This is a genomic window from Siphonobacter sp. (assembly GCF_048595215.1).
GTDB lineage: Bacteria > Bacteroidota > Bacteroidia > Cytophagales > Spirosomataceae > Siphonobacter.
Window position 1 is genome coordinate 1 of sequence record NZ_JBMDWJ010000171.1, and the last position, 16,195, is coordinate 16,195.

The following is a 16,195-nucleotide window of genomic DNA, read 5'->3' on the forward strand; positions in this document are numbered from 1 at the left end:
AATCGACGAACTTATTATAGAAGAATAGATCGTCGTAGGAAGAGTGATACAGCGTAGGACCGCCCACGCCCGCACTCAGGGAAGGTACCCCCACGTGCATGTACGGGCCGATGTGGTCGGAGCCACCACCGAGGTTACCAATGGTCGGTTCGTTGGCCGCCAGGGCTGGAGCCGAGGACGCAATCCCAACCGTACTGCCACTGCGGGGAGAGGTTTGAGCGAGCCAGTGTTGATACACCGTTTTGTTGGAATCCGGATACGCCACGGCCTGCGTGGCTTCAATGATCAGCTTTTTCAGCGAAGGCGAAGCACTCGCCCCGAATACCCGACCCGAGACGGCGGCATCGAAGTTCATGTACGCCACGGCGTTTTTAGTCAGTTCATCCCGAAATTGTTCGGCCCATTCGGCCGAGCCGATTACGCCGAATTCTTCCGCATCCCAGTGGGCTACTTTAATGGTACGCCGGGGTTTCTGTCCGGCTTTCGCCAACTTACCCAGAGATTCCGTCAGGCCCAGTAGCATAGCCGTACCGCTATTAGGGTCTGTAGAACCGTAAGCCCAGGCGTCGTAATGACATCCGGCGATGATCCATTCGTTCGGAAATTCAGTACCCGTCAGCGTACCCACAACTTCGTACACACGAGTGATGGCAATCTCCTGTTTTACTTTCAGACGTACAGTCAGGCCCGGTCCGCCTTCGAGTCGATACGTGAACGGCAAGCCGCCCTGCCAGCCCGCGGGTACCGCTTTGGCTCCCTTCATTTGCTTCATAATTTCCAGAGCGGAGGCGTACGGAATGGGAGTTACTGGAATTTTGTGCAAATCCACGTCTTTCGGATCGAGGCGTTTTACTTTCACTTTGCCATCGATGGGAAGAGCGGGTTCAAAAGGGGTCAACGGATCACCCGTATAATTTACGGTCAACAAAGAACCCCGTTGAATAACGCTTTCACTGGGCTGGGGGCCTTCGGGAAACGTCAGACCTTTGGCGTAGCCGTTGTCCGCCGGATCGGTATAAATGATGAGGCCCGCCGCCCCGGCCGCCTGAGCAAACTGGGCTTTGTAGCCCCGGAAATTACCGCCGTACCGGGCCAGCACAACTTTATCCTGTACCGAAATGCCCAGAGCTTTGAGCTTCTCGAAATCTTCTTTTCGACCGTAATTGGCGTAGACCACTTCCGCCGTTACATCGCCCGATCCGGAGTAGGCATTCCAACCGGGCATCAGCCGGGGATCGCTGGCATATTTGTCTTCCGGGAAAAGATATTCGCGGATGTTGAGGGGCTGACGAATCGGCTGTACGACTTCCACGGCCACTTCACCCGGACCTTTCGGTAAATAAATGTCGTGCGGATAAATGTCCACCTGCCAGCCGGCTTTTCGCATGGTTTCGGCAATGTAATCGCGGACTTTCTCATTTTCGGGAGTACCGGCTACGTGTGGTACGCTCGTCAGACGGGTTAAGTGCTCTTTATAAGTCGCTGCCGACTGGTGTTTCTTGAATTCAGTTTCCAGGTTAAGCTCGGAAGTCTGACGGTTCGGCGTAAATCCGGTAAGCTGTTGGGCCTGTACCAGACTCGTCAATCCAAAGGCGAATAGGGGTAGAAGTACGGTTTTCATCGGAAAGAACGTGTTAAAACGGGTGAAAGACGGTGTTCGAAAGACAGACAAAAGCGAGCCTTCGAAAACTGGTTGAAAAATACAGGAAAGGCTACGGAAAATAAGGTCCAAGGAAGAAAATACCGTTGAAAATTACGCAAATCGTGATTTTGTTGAAATCAATTCCTGCCATCCCTAGCAGAATTCGCACGGCTTGCCCATTTTTGCGGGTTATTGATTCCGTATCTTTCTTTCTATGAAAAACCGCTTACTTTCACTGGACGTGCTTCGGGGGCTTACTATTATGCTCATGACGGTCGTCAACAATCCCGGCGACTGGGGTCACGTCTATCCTCCATTGCTTCACGCCGAATGGCACGGGTATACCCCGACGGACCTGGTTTTTCCCACCTTTCTGCTCATTGTAGGGGTGTCGGTCGTGCTGGCCATGCCACATAAACGCTGGGATCGGGATACGCTGCTGAAAATTGCAATCCGTACCTTACGCATTTTTTGTCTGGGCTGGTTTCTGTTCTTTTTCTCGAAAATTCAGTTGCCGGGTCTGGAAGGACCAACTTTGCTCCTGGGACGACTGGCGATTACGGCGATACTCGCCTGGGCTTTATTTAGCGAATACGAGAAGAAGTACCAATTTTACATCGCTCTGGGCACCTTTCTGCTCATGATCCTTCTGGCCTTTGGCGGTTTTGACGCGTATGAAACGGTCCGCATTCCCGGCGTACTACAACGCATTGCAATTGTATACGGACTGATTGCGGTGTTGTACTTGCGAACTTCCTGGCAAGTACAGGTAGTGGTAGGGTTGAGTGTACTATTTTTGTACTGGGGATTGATGACGCTGATTCCCGTACCCGGGGTGGGCGAAGCCAATCTGGACAAAGGAACCAATCTGGCCGCCTGGGTAGATTATACGTTATTACCGGGCCATTTATGGGCGAGTGCCAAAACCTGGGACCCGGAAGGCATTTTAAGTACCTTACCCGCTCTCGGTACGGGCATTGCGGGGCTTCTGACCGGTACGCTACTACGTACACCAAGCCTGACGGGTCCGCAGAAAGCCCGGTATTTGTTGCTGGCTGGTCTGGCGGGTATCTTGCTCGGAAGCGTATGGCATACGGTATTCCCCATCAATAAAGCACTATGGACCAGTTCGTACGTACTGGTAGCGGCGGGCTGGGCTTTGGTGTTACTGAGTGGATTGTACTATTGGATTGACGTCAAAGGTAGTAAAGGCTGGACGCTGCCGTTTGTCGCGTTTGGAGTCAATCCCATGCTTGTCTTCTTTTTCTCGGGAATCATTCCCCGCATTCTTTCCGCGATTCCGGTTGACACGAATGAAAAGTCCGTAAGTCTGCAGCACTATCTGTATAGCGATCTATTGGCTCCGCAATTTTCCAATCCAATGAATGCTTCTTTGGCCTGGGCATTGTTATACTTGGCTTTCTGGGGACTAATCGTTTGGGCTTTATACCGAAAAGGAGTCGTAGTGAAAGTTTAGGAAAAGGACAATAGCATTACTAACGTATAAAAAGAGAGGCGTTCCGAAGTTCGGAACGCCTCTCTTTTAGAAGTAGAGCAGCGACAGGCTTACGGAATCGCCACCTTTACCGTTGAGTTTTGAGAAGCATTTTCCAGACGAATCAGGTACAAACCTGCTCCGAGGGAAGCGGCAGGAAACTCAACCGGATTGGTTCCTTTTTGTAGCGATACGGCTCTTGAACTAAGCTTGCGGCCGGACAGATCGACGAGTGAGACGGTAGCCTGATCAGAGAGTTGATCATCACCGTATTTGACAAAAGCTTTTACCGTACGGCCGGGTTCTACCGTAGCGTACAGTTCGATACCCAGGTAGCCTTCTAGTTTCACCGAACGAACGGAGCTATAAGTAAAGCTTCCATCCAAATCGACCTGCTTGAGACGGTAGTAATGGATAGTCGCCGGACTCAAACCTTCGTGGCTGAATTTATAATTCGTACGGGCGTAGGTTGTTCCCTGACCCTCTACTTTGCCAAGCGTTTCGTATTGCTGAGCGTTGATGGAGTGTTGTACTTCAAAAAAGGCGTTATTTTTTTCGCCCGCAGTTACCCAGTCAAGCACTACTTTTTGATCATCTACTGCTTTGGCAGTGAAACCTGCCAGCGATACGGGCAGTGCCCCGGAGCTACTGCCAATGGCCAACGCCGTGATGGTTGAGCTGTTGGCTGGAATGGTACCTTGCAAAGTACTGTTTTCCGTGTTGCCACTCGCCGAAGGACCGCCGCTTAACGCAACCCACTGCGAACCGTTCCAACCTACCAATCGCAGGTTTTCAGCAACGGCGAATGTACTCAGATCCGGCATGGAAACCGTAATGGTCAGGGGAGTCGAGCTAGGAGTAACGGTAATCCAATCCCAGAAACCGGCTGCGGCAATGGCCTGAATACTACTTTCCTTCGTAGAGGTATTCGTAGGTTGGCTGGCATTCCAGGCCGTGCTGAAATGCGAATTAGCACTCGGAGCCGACATTTTCAGGGTCCGAAGGTCGCTGCCTGAACCTACGGGAAACGTAAATTCGTTGTTACCCACTTTACTGACGTAACCATTCACGTGTCGGGCATCCGTATTGCCGTTCTGGTACGTGGCTCCGTTTTGAAACCGCAGGGCTCCAGTTTGTCGCAGAGACCGGTTCGTGGTGGTAATACCGTTATTGAGCTGAGCGGAGCCGTATACATTCGCTCCATTACTGTTCGTAATTTGGAAAGTGGCTCCATTGTTCAGAATCAGCGTATGAAAATTCGGAGCTACTGAACCACTCACGCCTTGTACGCCGGGCGAGCCGTTAGGACCTTTGAATTCATCAACACCCCCATCGGCTAGATTGGCCTCGTAAGCATTGTCGATGCGAAGAGCCTGCGGTGACGTTTCAAAGTGTTCGAATACCGCACGGTTACTAGCTGAGTAAGTTGAGTTAGAGGAGGACTTAACTTCGGTATAGGAGGAGTAGTTGCTCACATATCCCGAATTAGAGAATTTAGTACCATTGATTACTAGCTGGGCTTTGGCGGAACCCGCAACTAGTAAACTCCCCAATAACAAAGCAGATAGGTAATTTTTTTTCATATAGGGCAAATTGATGGTTCGAATAGCCTGTATTGATCGTCATTAAGGGAGGGCTAAGCAAAAATCGCGAGCAATATACGGAGCAATAGCTGGCTAACAAGCATTCGTACGTATAAAATTTGTGTATACGTTCTAGGTGAAACGCTCCAATTATTACCTAATTATCAGGGGCTTATTCCTGACTTTGTGAATGTTTTGAAGTTAAATCTCCCGCAAAGACAGCAACCCTATATTCGCTAATGAAAGCAGTGAAAGAACAGGAGCGATGGTTTAGGCCCATCTGCTCAATCGTGCGGAGCCAGCCAAGAGAAGGGTTCTACCGGAATATTTCGGAAAATCCAGAATAAACAAATAACGATCAGGATCCCAATAATGATTCGAGGGTTACGATAAGCCTGCGGCATCGTCTCGTAACCCGTTCCGCGAAAATGCGTGCGAACGCTGAGCACAAAGCCCAGACTCACGTACGGAATCATCAACAATAGCAAGGCATTGTAGCGAAAGGCTTCCCGAATGTTCCCATGTAAAAGCTGATGTAACGCCCGCTGAGCCCCACAGCCCGGGCAATGCAAACCCGTATACTGTCGAAATAAACAGGGCGGGAAAAAAGCGTGTTCAACGGGGTTGAATTCATAATACAAAAAGGCGACGGCTATGGCCATAGCCGCCACCATCCAGTATAAAAACAGGCGTAAAGCAGGAGCCATTCGTTAATAGGTATTGGGTACGCCTCCGCTTCGCATCGTACTGGTGATCAGGGCTCCGTAAAATACCATAAGGATAATCCAGGCGATAACCCCCACGGCCAGCGGAACCAGTGTCCAGAGTTTGGCCTGACGGGCGTCGTTGTCAGCACCGGCGTAATCACCTAAATTATACTTCGTTTCCACCCGGGCGGCGTAAACGACTCCCACAACACCCAGATAGTTACAACAGAAAAGCGTGACCAGGATAGCGGGTACCAGCCAGTTGTACGGTTTGGGAGGAGCCAGGTAGGATGGAGTATTTTCCATAGAAAGTACAGAGACAAAGGGAGATTTAGAGTATTAAATGTGAGCAGAATACGTATGAAAAGCCCGCAAGTTTCTTGCTTACATGCTGTAATTATAATTATCCTGCATTTGCTTGAACATCAGGCCTCCGTATAAGAAGAAAGATATAATATTCAGAATAACCCCCAGGGCTACCAGACCGGCCGTTACGTAAAACATAATCTTGGCCGTATTGGCAGAACTTTCCGCTCCGGCGTAGTCGCCCGCGTTGTATTTGGTGTCGACCTGCGTTGAGAAAACGATGCCAATAACGCCAGTAATCGCATTAACCCCGCAGCAGCAAAATAGGCCTACGACCGTAGCGACGATATTTTCAGTAAGCCAGTTTTTGGGTTTTAAAGGCGTGGTCGGATTGAACCCAGGATTGGGAGGATAAGGAGGTGTAATACTCATGCATAGATAGGTTTAACGGTTCAGATAATTAGGGACAATAATAAGGAAATTCTGAAACAAACAGCCGCACCTAAAACAAAGAAACCGCTCCGGTAAACCAGAGCGGTAACAGATAGAAGAAGAGGTTGATTAGGCTAGTGTACCGAAGGCTTCGCCAAAGGTTTTCATTTCGTCCAGGGTGCCCATCGAAACGCGGCACCAGTGTTGTCCGGCGAACTCCCAGCTTTTGATAGCTACGCCTTTCTGGGCCATTTTCTCCACGAAGCCTTTACCCTCCGTTTTGATAGGAAAGAGTACGAAGTTCGCCGACGAAGGCAGGTAATCGTACCCTTTGTCCTTGAGTGTTTTGTACAGATATTCTTTCGACTCCAGGCATTTGCCCTTCGAGTAGGTCAGAAAATCCGTATCCATGTAACTGGCAATGGCTCCTTTCACGGAGGTAGCCGACATACTACCGCCGCCCGTACAGAATTTGTTGATTTCCCGGAGCGTATCGGGCTGGCCGATCATATAGCCGATGCGTAAACCGGCAAAGCCGTGAATTTTGGAAAAGGTGCGGGCAATGAGTACGTTATGTCCTTTCTTGACCAGTTCGGTCATGCTGCTGGCTTTGGGGTCGGCGGCGTAATCCATGTACGCCTCGTCGATAAACAAAGGCTTTTTCTTGGACAGGTCTTCGCAAAAAGCCGTCATTTTCGAAGCATCTTCCAGAATACCCGTCGGATTATTGGGATTGCAGAGGTAAACGAGTGACGTTTTATCGTTGACCGCCGCCGCCATGGCGTTGAAATCGTAGGTGAAATCTTTCGTCAGGGGCGTTTTTTTGAATTCGGCTCCCAAGGCCAGGGCCGTCCGTAACAGCTGCATGTAGGTCGGGTCACCGCCTACGATATTGGTAGCGGCTCCGCCTTTCATGGTGTAGTGAATACCGGAAGCCATCAGTAACTCGCCCGAACCGGCTCCGAGCAGGACGTGGGCTTCACTGACGCCGTTTTCCCGGGCGATCATTTTTTTGAAGGTCATGATCGACTCACGGGGGTACATCCAACCACTCGAAATCGCTTCGGCTATCGCTTTCTGAGCTTTGGCAGAAGGCCCGTACGGATTTTCATTCGACATCAAACGGGCTTTGATGGGCAGGCCCGCCAGCTTGGGTAGCCCAACGGCTGCGGCTTCGGCGGGTCGCCAGAAATCAGGTACGCTTGCTCCGGCGACGGCTAAGGCCCCGGATTTAAGCCAGTTACGACGGTTCATGGATGCTGCGTTTAGTGGTTATGAATCGATTCAAAAAAAACATTAACGAACGGATACGGAAGACAATCGGGTAAAGGCTACGCCATCCACCGCACCCGTCCAGGACAATCGTACGATTTGTCCTTTATAATACTTGAGGGGCGGGTTGGCGTAGCTGGGGACAATACCCAGTTCGGCCCAGGTTTTAGTAAGCGTAAGTGTACCGGAAGCATCCGTAGTACCCTCACCCAGGGCGGTACCATCGCGTTTCAACAGCTTGACATTCAGGTTCGGTACGGGAATGGAGTCAATGCCCTTGGTATGATCCAGAATATTGGTTTTATCGAGCTTCAGTACCCGGATTTTCAGAGCCAGTGGAGCCGTACTGTCGGAGGGGACATTCGGTTCCGTAGCAAAATCCGTTTGATAGGTTGCATTCACGATCTGGACCAGAGCGGGAGCAACTTCCCGGGGTACGAAAGGATCTTCGGCCTTCTCGCAGGCCATAATAAAACCTAAACAGGCAAGCAAAGCCAGGGGGGTCAGTATGTTCTTCATGGAATCCTTAAGTGCTTAGATGGACAGTAGGAAAACGGAGTATGTCCCGCTATTTTTCGGCCCACCAGAGTTTGGTCTTGAAATCGTCAGTACCACCGTTGAGGCTGATGCCCTCTTTCATATTTGTTGCGTTGAGCGAAGCTTCCGAGCCGGGGTAGGGGAGTCGCGTGGGCAGTACGCCGTCGTTGGCAAAAACCGAACGCGGATCTTTGGCCGGGAATACGGGTAGACCCGTCCGACGCCATTCCGCCCAAGCTTCGACGCCGTTGGCAAAGAGACAGATCCATTTCTGATCCAGAATCTTTTCCCGGGTTACCGTACCTATCGTCGTGAAGTAGGAAGCCGGAGCCGTCACGCCGTACTGCGTCATGGAGGCGTTGACTCCTTTTTCGAAGTACTCTTTCGCTACCGTAGCTCCTCCTTCAATGTCCCCATCGATGGCGGCTTCGGCCAGAATGAAATTCAGTTCGGACAGGGTCATGATGACTTCCGGGGCATCGGCTTTGGTGAAAGCCGTACCAATTTTGGCGGCTCGGGCCAGATACGTCGTCGCAATGGCGTCGGGTAAGCCGTTGGGTACACCTAGCCAAGCTCCACCCTGCTGGCTACCATATACCTCCAGACGCGGATCGTTCAGGGCCACTAGCTTATCAACCAGCGTTTGGGAAAGATTCCAATCTGTTCGACTGCCCCAGATCATCGTTTCGTTCCACTCATTGTTAGACGGACGCGACGTAGTGGTTTTCAGACTGGCATTATCATCGTTACTGGTGAAAATGGGATACGTCGTCGGGTCGCTCAGAATTTCCTTCATAATGGCCCGCGATTCGGCGGGTTTCTTGGCGGCTTGCCGATTGGCCAGTCGTAAGCGAAGGGAATTCGCAAACTTTTTCCATTTCAGTACACTGCCGTTGTAGACAATATCGCCCGCAATGGTTGGGCCAGTTACCGATAGTTTTTCATTGGCCGTTTTCAGGTCCGCCAGCATTTGGGTATACACCTGCTCCTGAGCGTCGTACTTGGGTGTCAGTACGGGGGCATCCGTACCGCCCTGCAAGGCCTGCGAGTACGGAATGGCACCGAAGGTATCCGTCAACACCGAAAACACCCAGGTACGCATCACCAGAGCTACGCCGTAGTAGTTGGCATTGGGATTGCTGCCTTTTTCATCCGTAATCGTCAGAATGCGTTGAAGGTTGAGCTGTGAATCGTTGAAGAACGACTGCCAGTTGTTGAGCATCAAGGCCTGCGAAGCCTCGTAGTTATCGCCTTCGTTGGAGTAAATGTTGCGGCCCAGGTGCTGAATCCAGGGTTCGGCGGCGTCGAGGTTGAGTCGCTCGAAACGCGTATTGCTGCCCCAGTACCGGTCAATGGATTTTTCCAGAGCGTACGTCAGCAGGTACTGCGGCGAAACGCTGGTTGGACTGTTGGGATTGTCGTTTACCGAATCGAAGCTACCCGTACAGCCCGACGTCATCAGGGCCATTCCGGTGGCGAGGGCAAGCGTTTTTATCGTCAATGTTTTCATTCGTCAGGGAGTAATGTTGGTCAGAATAAAAGCTCTTTTCCGGCGTTAGAAACCCAGGCTCAGGTTGAAGCCCATGCTGCGGGAAGAGGGGAGTTCGCCGTAGCCAAAACCCTGAGCATTGCCGCCATTGGCGTCAATTTCGGGATCGGCGTGGGGATGGTTTTTGAACAACATGGCCACGTTCCGTCCCACCACTGAAATCTTGGCTGATTGCAGCCGCAGTCGCTTGATGAAAGCCGAAGGAATTTGGTAGCCCAGCGACACTTCCCGTAACTTCACGTAGGAAGCATCGAAAATGGCCGCTTCGTGGTAGTTACGCGGGTTGTTGTAGCCATAGTACTGATTGGCCGAAACGATGGTCGAGTTAGGCGTGAAGGTGTACGTACCTTCGGCACTGCGGACGGCGGCTACGCCTTTTCCAATCACCCCTTCTTCCCGTCCAAGGGCCGTTTCGGCGTACTGACCCGTCCAGCGGGCGTTGGCCGTTCCTTCGTCGTACATATCGCCGCCAATCTTCGCGTCGATGAGAGCGGATAAGATGAGACCTTTGTAGGAAAACGTATTCGAGAAGCCACCCATCCAGTCGGGTTGTACGTTACCCAGAATTTTCTGCGTAGTGGATTTGACGGGTAAACCATTCGTGAGTACCAACTGACCCGCGTATTGACCCGTTGGATCATAGTACGCGGCGGAGGGATCGTTGCTTTGTACCCGCTCGAATCCGTAGCCGTACAGCGTTCCGTAGGGTTGGCCCGCCCGAGCTTCTAGGGTCAGACCCCGGCGTTCGTTGATAACCAGGTTATTGAGTACACCCGGCAGCAGTTCCAGTACGGTATTGCGGTTACGGGCAAAGTTCAGAGCTACGTCCCAAGTAAACCCATTGTCGAGTTTAACGGGCGTACCCGTAATGCTGATTTCCAGGCCCCGGTTTCGCATTTTTCCGATGTTCTGAATGGCACTGTTATAGCCCGTTGCCTTCGAGAGTTGGACGGGAATAATCTGATCTTTCGTCGTCTGACTGTAATAGGTAACGTCCAGACCGAGTTTGCCCCGGAAGAAGCGAGCCTCCAGACCCACTTCCTGGCCCGTCGTGATTTCAGGTTTCAGGGTGGGGTTGGGTTTACGCGTCGGTACGTAAAATTCGGGCAGGGAGCCGTTCCAGGAAGTTCCGGCGGTATAGACTTCGGCCAGTCCGTAGGGGTCGGTGTCGTTACCTACCTGAGCCAGACTACCTCGTACTTTCAAAAAGGATAGGACGTTGTTTTTTAAACTCGGTACCAGATCCGAAACCACCGCACTCAGAGCCGCCGAAGGGTAGAAATAGCTGCGATTGTTCGAGGGTAGGGTCGATGACCAGTCGTTTCGGGCGGTTACATCCAGAAAGAGCATATTCTGCCAGCCAAAGTTCACGGCTCCGAATACCGACTGACTTTCCTTGCGTTCGATGGCACTGGCTACGGTATTCTGCGTGGCAATGGAGTTCGATAGGTTATATACGCCATCAATCACCAGCTGACCCACATTGGTATAATTGCGTTTGTAGTAGTTAGTACGCAAGAGAGCCCCCGCCGTAGCATTGATCGAGAACGTTTCCGTGATGTCTTTTTTGTAAGTCAACAGAACGTCGGTATTGGTTTCCTGCCGCCGGAGTACTTCTTCGTTGTAGGCTCCGTACGAGCGGGCACCGTTCCGGACGCGTTCGAAATTGCTGACGGCAATGACGGTCTGCGTCCAGAGATCCGTACCCGAGCGAAGCGTCAGCGTCAGATCATCGAGGATTTTGTAATTCAGGGCGATGTTTCCGACGAGGCGATCTCGCGTATCCGATGTGGGCAACATTTCCTGACTGTAGTAGGGATTCGTAAAGAAGGTATGCTGCCAGTTCGGCGGATCCGTATCGCCGGGGGGCTGGATGTGCACGTTGGTATAACTCCGCCAGTCGCGTAATTTATTCCAGTCGGTTTGTCGGTGCGACCAGATAAACTCCTGACCTCCCGTGTAGCCCCGGTTACCCGATCCACTTTTGATGTACTCGGCGGAGACGTTTACGCTTAGTTTAGGGGTGAAATTGTAATGGCTATTCAGTTTATAGTTATTGCGGTGGAAATCATTGAAATACATAATGCCTTTCTGATCCAGTCGGCCTAAACCGAGGCGGAAACTTCCTTTCTCATTCCCACCAGAAATGGCAACATTGTTGGACCAGGTACTACCCGTTTGCCAGAAATCCCGGTAATTACTGGGCATGGGCGTGAGCGGTGCTACATCGGTACCCGTCCACCACTGGCGAACCAGCCGGCCATCCAGCGGGGCACCCCAGCTTTCGTCGGTACCTTCCGTACCCGTCAGTGGAGCATTCGGACCATAGGCGGCCCGGTACTGAGCAATTTCTGCCGGATCGGTAATCGAGCCACTCCAGCCGTTGCGGTACCAGGTGCGATACCCGTTTCCACCGCCGTAGGTATTCTGAAAGTTGGGTGAAATCCAGGGGCGTTCGACGGTATAGTTGGTATTCACTTCCACGCCGATGCCCTGCTGACCCGAGCCGTCTTTCGTCGTAATCAAGATTACGCCGTTGGCCGCCCGCGAACCGTACAGAGCCGAAGCCGAAGGACCTTTCAGTACCGAAACGTCCTTGATATTTTCGGGGTTAATGTCGGCAATACCTCCGCCTAGTCGCTTGCTGAAACTTTGCTCGATGGGCACGCCATCGATGACAATGAGTGGCTGGTTGTTGTTGGTAATGGAGGAGGCACCCCGAATCTGGATCGTTGAACCCGAACCCGGTCCGGTGCCCGCCTGAATGCGTAGACCTGCTACTTTACCCGACAGGGCATTGGCTACGTTAGCGGGGCGAACTTCCGAAACGGCTTTGCCACCAATACTTTGCTGAGCGTAACCCAGGGCCTTTTTCTCCCGTTGAATCCCCAGAGCGGTTACCACCACTTCGGTGAGCTGACCCGCTTCCGGTTTCAAATAAACGTCAAGTGAGGTCTGGGTCGTTACGGTCACTTCCTGTTTGATATAGCCAATGAAGGAAATCACCAACGTGGCTCCGCCCGAGGGAAGGGTAAGTTTGAATTTGCCTTCGGTGTCGGTAGTAGTACCGATGGTGGTTCCTTTGATGGATACGGAAGTGCCGGGTAGACCGAGTTTATCGTCGTCGGAGAAGACCTTTCCGATCAAAACCTGATCCTGAGCGGAAACAGCCATCGACCAACCCATTAATACGGCAAATAGCCAGAGTAATTTTCTCTTCATGATAAGGGTCAAGTGTGTGAACAAGCGGGAAGTAGCTTCGGCAAAACCCATGATACGGCCATTCGTGGGTTCGCTTTCGCCTGGGGTAAGCGAAATGCAATCAATCAGGTTTTACTGCATAGAAGGAACAGATTCAAAATGACTGGTAATGGGTAGTTTAAGTAGTAATTGGGAATCAGGGGCTACTGGAATGATAAGGTTACGAACGGCCGCAGGTCAGGGAAAGGGCCGCAATCTTTCCCGATGACCTGCGGAACCGTAACGTAAACTGAATGAATCTACTTCCGGAAAGTAGCTCATGCAGTGACTGAAGTGCTACGGAGCGGATGGCCCGTGAGTCACTGAAACTGTTATGTCAGAAATCAAGAAAGAGTAGTTTCAGTACGGAGAATGGTAATTGACGTTAAGTATATACGTCAATTAATTACGTAAACTTTACGTGATAAAGTCTACTTCTCTACTGAAGCAAATCCTCCAAGTGCGGCCAGGAATATTTGCGATAAGAAGACGTACTGAACTTGAATTTTTTATAGGTACAACATTATAGGCAAAAATTCAAAAAACCAAATTATGAACTTTATTTTTTACTTGATTCGGGATAATATTTTGATAAAAACAAATTATTCGAAATTAAGTTAATGATATAAATAAAGTTTTTATTAAAAAAATGCAATGAAACTTAACAAGTAGGTTTTTGAGTAAGGTTTCAATGAAAGCGGTATAAATTGAATAATTCTAATACGCCTATACTAAATTTCTACGGAGATAGTTTTTATAGAAGACTGATACCAAGGTTTTTAGCGTTGTTAATGCGTAGACCCACGATTTAATTTGGCAGTTTGGCCGATTGCGTTCATTTTTGTGTCGCTTACCGAATCCACATACCCCATGAATGTACCCGTATTGAAGATTTCGGCTCTTTTGAGTTGTTTGACTTTCTGCAAAGCAAAAGCACAGAGTATCAAAGAGTTAACGGGTTTGGCCTCCATTTATCATTCCAAATTTGAGGGAAAAAAGACGGCAGCTGGCGAATTATTCAACCAGACGTTCCTCACGGCGGCCCACCGTAGTTTACCGTTTAATTCACTCGTCGAAGTAATTAATCCGCTCACTCAGAAGTCCATCATCGTTCGAATTAATGACCGGGGCCCTTATGGACATCATCGCCTAATTGATATTTCCGAAACCGGAGCTCGCCTGCTGGGTTTCCTAGGCAAAGGAGTGGGTGAAGTAAAGCTGCGAATTTTACGTTGGGGCGGGGCCACGTCTCCTAAACCACTGGCAGACCTCGATCCACAGATTACGTACTTTGCCAGCGATTCTTTACTGCGGCGTAAAACGGATCTGCGAATCCATCACTAGATTAAATCTCTCCAATCTCGGCACTATTTTTTCCAAAGCCGTTCCGGGTTTTGTACCTTCGCACTGACTAATCACAACGAGTATGGATGAGACGCTTCACCCGCTTTCCTGGCTATCCGGCCTGGTTTGGGGTAAATCCGAGGAAGACTCCTCCGTCGAGGACGCGGTAGTATATCTGTATCGAGTGGGGGAGAAAAAAGCTTTTTTCCGCCGCTTTAAAGTATGGATCAACGGCAAATACATTGGTAAACTCGATAGCTGGGGTAGCATGGCTCTTAAACTGGAGCCGGGTACCGTCCGTATCGAAACGGCTTTGAGTGGACTAACGCTAGTACCCCGGCTGCGGCAGGAGGTCACGCTGGATGTACTGCCCGGTTGTGAGTATTACATTGAAGGCAATCACCGGTCTGGACTCTTGCGGGGTTCGCTTAGCCTAAGTGAAGTGACCGAACCAACGTTCCGTAAATACGCCGACCAGCTCAAAAACATTGGCTGGCGAAAATTGAAAAACTAATACAGGCCCTGTCCACGTGACAGGGCTTTTTTCTTGCTCTTCGAGTAGGTACGCCGGCATCTGTTCTTATTTTGGCGTATGAAATCAACTTCCTTTTGGCTCGGGCTGGCCTTTTTTCAGGTACTGAATGGCTACGCCCAGACCGGCAGTCCGCAGGAACCCGTCCGGTATATCGGTGGCGAGACCGTCGATCCGACGCTTCACGAAGGTCGTCTACGGTACGCCATTGGTACCGAAAACCGACAAACCCTGCGGGCCAACCGTACCCACCCCGAAACCGCCGATGACCACGGCTGGACGTACAACCACGCCTCGAATCTCTGTTACTGGAACGGCACGTTCTATCAGCAATACCTGAGCAATCCCGTGGATGAGCACGTGGCTCCGGGCCAAACGCTGGTCATAACTTCCCAAGACGGCCGACACTGGAATAAGCCTCAGGTGGTGTTTCCGCCGTATCAGGCTCCGGCGGGCGTCAAAATTCCGGAAGGGTATAAGGGATACATGATGCACCAGCGAATGGGTTTCTACGTGGCTCCGAATGGTCGGTTGCTGGTACTGGCTTTCTACGGTCATACCGAAGATCCTTTCGGCAAAGGAGGCATCGGACGGGTGGTACGCGAAGCCTACAAAGACGGAACCTACGGACCCATTTATTTCATTCGCTACACCAGTCACGCCCATTGGAATGAATCCAATACGAGTTATCCGTTCTACAAAAAAGCAACGGATGCAGCTTTTGTAAAAGCCTGCGACGATCTGCTGAAGGATCCGCTCATGACCTTTCAGTGGTACGACGAAGACAACGGCCTTGATGGATTTTACAACCACAAAAAGGCTGGACAGGCCCTGTCGTACTACCACCGCAAAGACGGGAAAGTAGTCGCTCTCTGGAAAAAATCACTCACGGCTCTTTCTTCGGACGAAGGCAAAACGTTTTCTGAACCCGTGAAAGTCCCCACGCTGGTGATGTCCGGCGGGAAGCAATGGGGGCAGCGGACGGATGATGGCTGCTACGCCCTGAGTTACAATCCCATCGAACAAACGCAGTACCGCTTTCCATTAGTCGTGGTGACAGGCGACGACGGGATTCTGTTTGATCACATGCTACTGATTCAGGGAGAATTACCGCCCCGACGGTATACCGGTCGCTGGAAAGATTTCGGTCCCTGTTACATGCGGGGCATCGAAGAAGGGAATGGAAACCCGCCGGGCAATGACCTGTGGCTGAGCTACAGCATGAACAAGGAAGACATCTGGGTTAGTCGGACGCCCGTACCCGTTACGTACCGCGTGAAAGGTACGGTAAAAGACAATTTTGATGCGTTAGAAACCGAAGGGGCCATTCCTGACTGGAATGTTTACGCTCCGAAATGGGCTCCGGTATCGGTGGTCGAGACGCCCGGGAAATCGGGTAAAAGTCTCTTGCTGGCAGACCAGGATTTGTACGATTACGCCCGGGCCATCCGGGTATTTGAAGAAGGAACCCAGGTAACAACAAAACTGAAAGTATACGCCGATCCAGCCAATACAGGATTATTGGAGATCGACTTAACCGATCAATATGGGAACCG

Annotated in this window: 13 protein-coding genes; 4 read left to right on the forward strand and 9 right to left on the reverse strand. The window is 51.0% G+C overall.

What is annotated here, in order from left to right; genetic code table 11:
* Positions 1-1,621, reverse strand: a 1,621-nt coding sequence (locus ACOJTG_RS09935; protein WP_420153684.1) for a M28 family peptidase, incomplete at its 3' end; no start/stop codon positions are given.
* A 235-nt stretch (positions 1,622-1,856) separates the two neighbouring features.
* Here ACOJTG_RS09935 and ACOJTG_RS09940 point away from each other — a divergent pair.
* Entirely contained in the window at positions 1,857-3,119 is a 1,263-nt protein-coding gene (locus tag ACOJTG_RS09940) for an acyltransferase family protein (RefSeq protein WP_420153685.1), read from the forward strand.
* A gap of 89 nt (positions 3,120-3,208) precedes the next feature.
* Here the strand turns inward: ACOJTG_RS09940 and ACOJTG_RS09945 are convergent, their stop codons facing one another.
* From ACOJTG_RS09945 to ACOJTG_RS09980, 8 genes are all read right to left on the reverse strand, one after another.
* Positions 3,209-4,720 (reverse strand): T9SS type A sorting domain-containing protein, encoded by a 1,512-nt coding sequence (locus ACOJTG_RS09945; RefSeq protein WP_420153686.1) that lies wholly within the window; start codon positions 4,718-4,720, stop codon positions 3,209-3,211.
* Positions 4,721-5,004: 284 nt separating this feature from the next.
* Positions 5,005-5,427, reverse strand: a complete 423-nt coding sequence (locus tag ACOJTG_RS09950; protein ID WP_420153687.1) for a DUF2752 domain-containing protein — start codon at positions 5,425-5,427, stop codon at positions 5,005-5,007.
* A gap of 3 nt (positions 5,428-5,430) precedes the next feature.
* Entirely contained in the window at positions 5,431-5,733 is a 303-nt protein-coding gene (locus ACOJTG_RS09955) for a CD225/dispanin family protein (RefSeq protein WP_420153688.1), read from the reverse strand.
* Positions 5,734-5,811: 78 nt separating this feature from the next.
* Complete coding sequence (locus tag ACOJTG_RS09960) at positions 5,812-6,165, reverse strand: CD225/dispanin family protein (protein WP_420153689.1); 354 nt, start codon at positions 6,163-6,165, stop codon at positions 5,812-5,814.
* A 129-nt stretch (positions 6,166-6,294) separates the two neighbouring features.
* On the reverse strand, positions 6,295-7,419 hold the full coding sequence (locus ACOJTG_RS09965) for a pyridoxal phosphate-dependent aminotransferase (RefSeq protein WP_420153690.1): 1,125 nt from the start codon (positions 7,417-7,419) through the stop codon (positions 6,295-6,297).
* Between the two features lie 42 nt (positions 7,420-7,461).
* Positions 7,462-7,956, reverse strand: a complete 495-nt coding sequence (locus ACOJTG_RS09970) for a hypothetical protein (protein ID WP_420153691.1) — start codon at positions 7,954-7,956, stop codon at positions 7,462-7,464.
* 49 nt (positions 7,957-8,005) lie between these two features.
* Positions 8,006-9,484, reverse strand: coding sequence for a SusD/RagB family nutrient-binding outer membrane lipoprotein (locus ACOJTG_RS09975; RefSeq protein ID WP_420153692.1), 1,479 nt, complete (start codon positions 9,482-9,484; stop codon positions 8,006-8,008).
* Between the two features lie 45 nt (positions 9,485-9,529).
* Positions 9,530-12,745: a SusC/RagA family TonB-linked outer membrane protein gene (locus tag ACOJTG_RS09980; RefSeq protein WP_420153693.1), complete on the reverse strand. Its 3,216-nt coding sequence runs from the start codon at positions 12,743-12,745 to the stop codon at positions 9,530-9,532.
* Between the two features lie 888 nt (positions 12,746-13,633).
* On the opposite strand from ACOJTG_RS09980, the gene ACOJTG_RS09985 reads away from it, so the two are divergent.
* From ACOJTG_RS09985 to ACOJTG_RS09995, 3 genes are all read left to right on the forward strand, one after another.
* On the forward strand, positions 13,634-14,107 hold the full coding sequence (locus ACOJTG_RS09985) for a septal ring lytic transglycosylase RlpA family protein (RefSeq protein WP_420153694.1): 474 nt from the start codon (positions 13,634-13,636) through the stop codon (positions 14,105-14,107).
* A gap of 82 nt (positions 14,108-14,189) precedes the next feature.
* The gene (locus ACOJTG_RS09990) at positions 14,190-14,621 is read left to right on the forward strand and encodes a hypothetical protein (protein ID WP_420153695.1); all 432 of its coding nucleotides are present in this window, start codon (positions 14,190-14,192) and stop codon (positions 14,619-14,621) included.
* Positions 14,622-14,699: 78 nt separating this feature from the next.
* A partial coding sequence (locus ACOJTG_RS09995; protein WP_420153696.1) for a hypothetical protein occupies positions 14,700-16,195 on the forward strand: 1,496 nt, incomplete at its 3' end.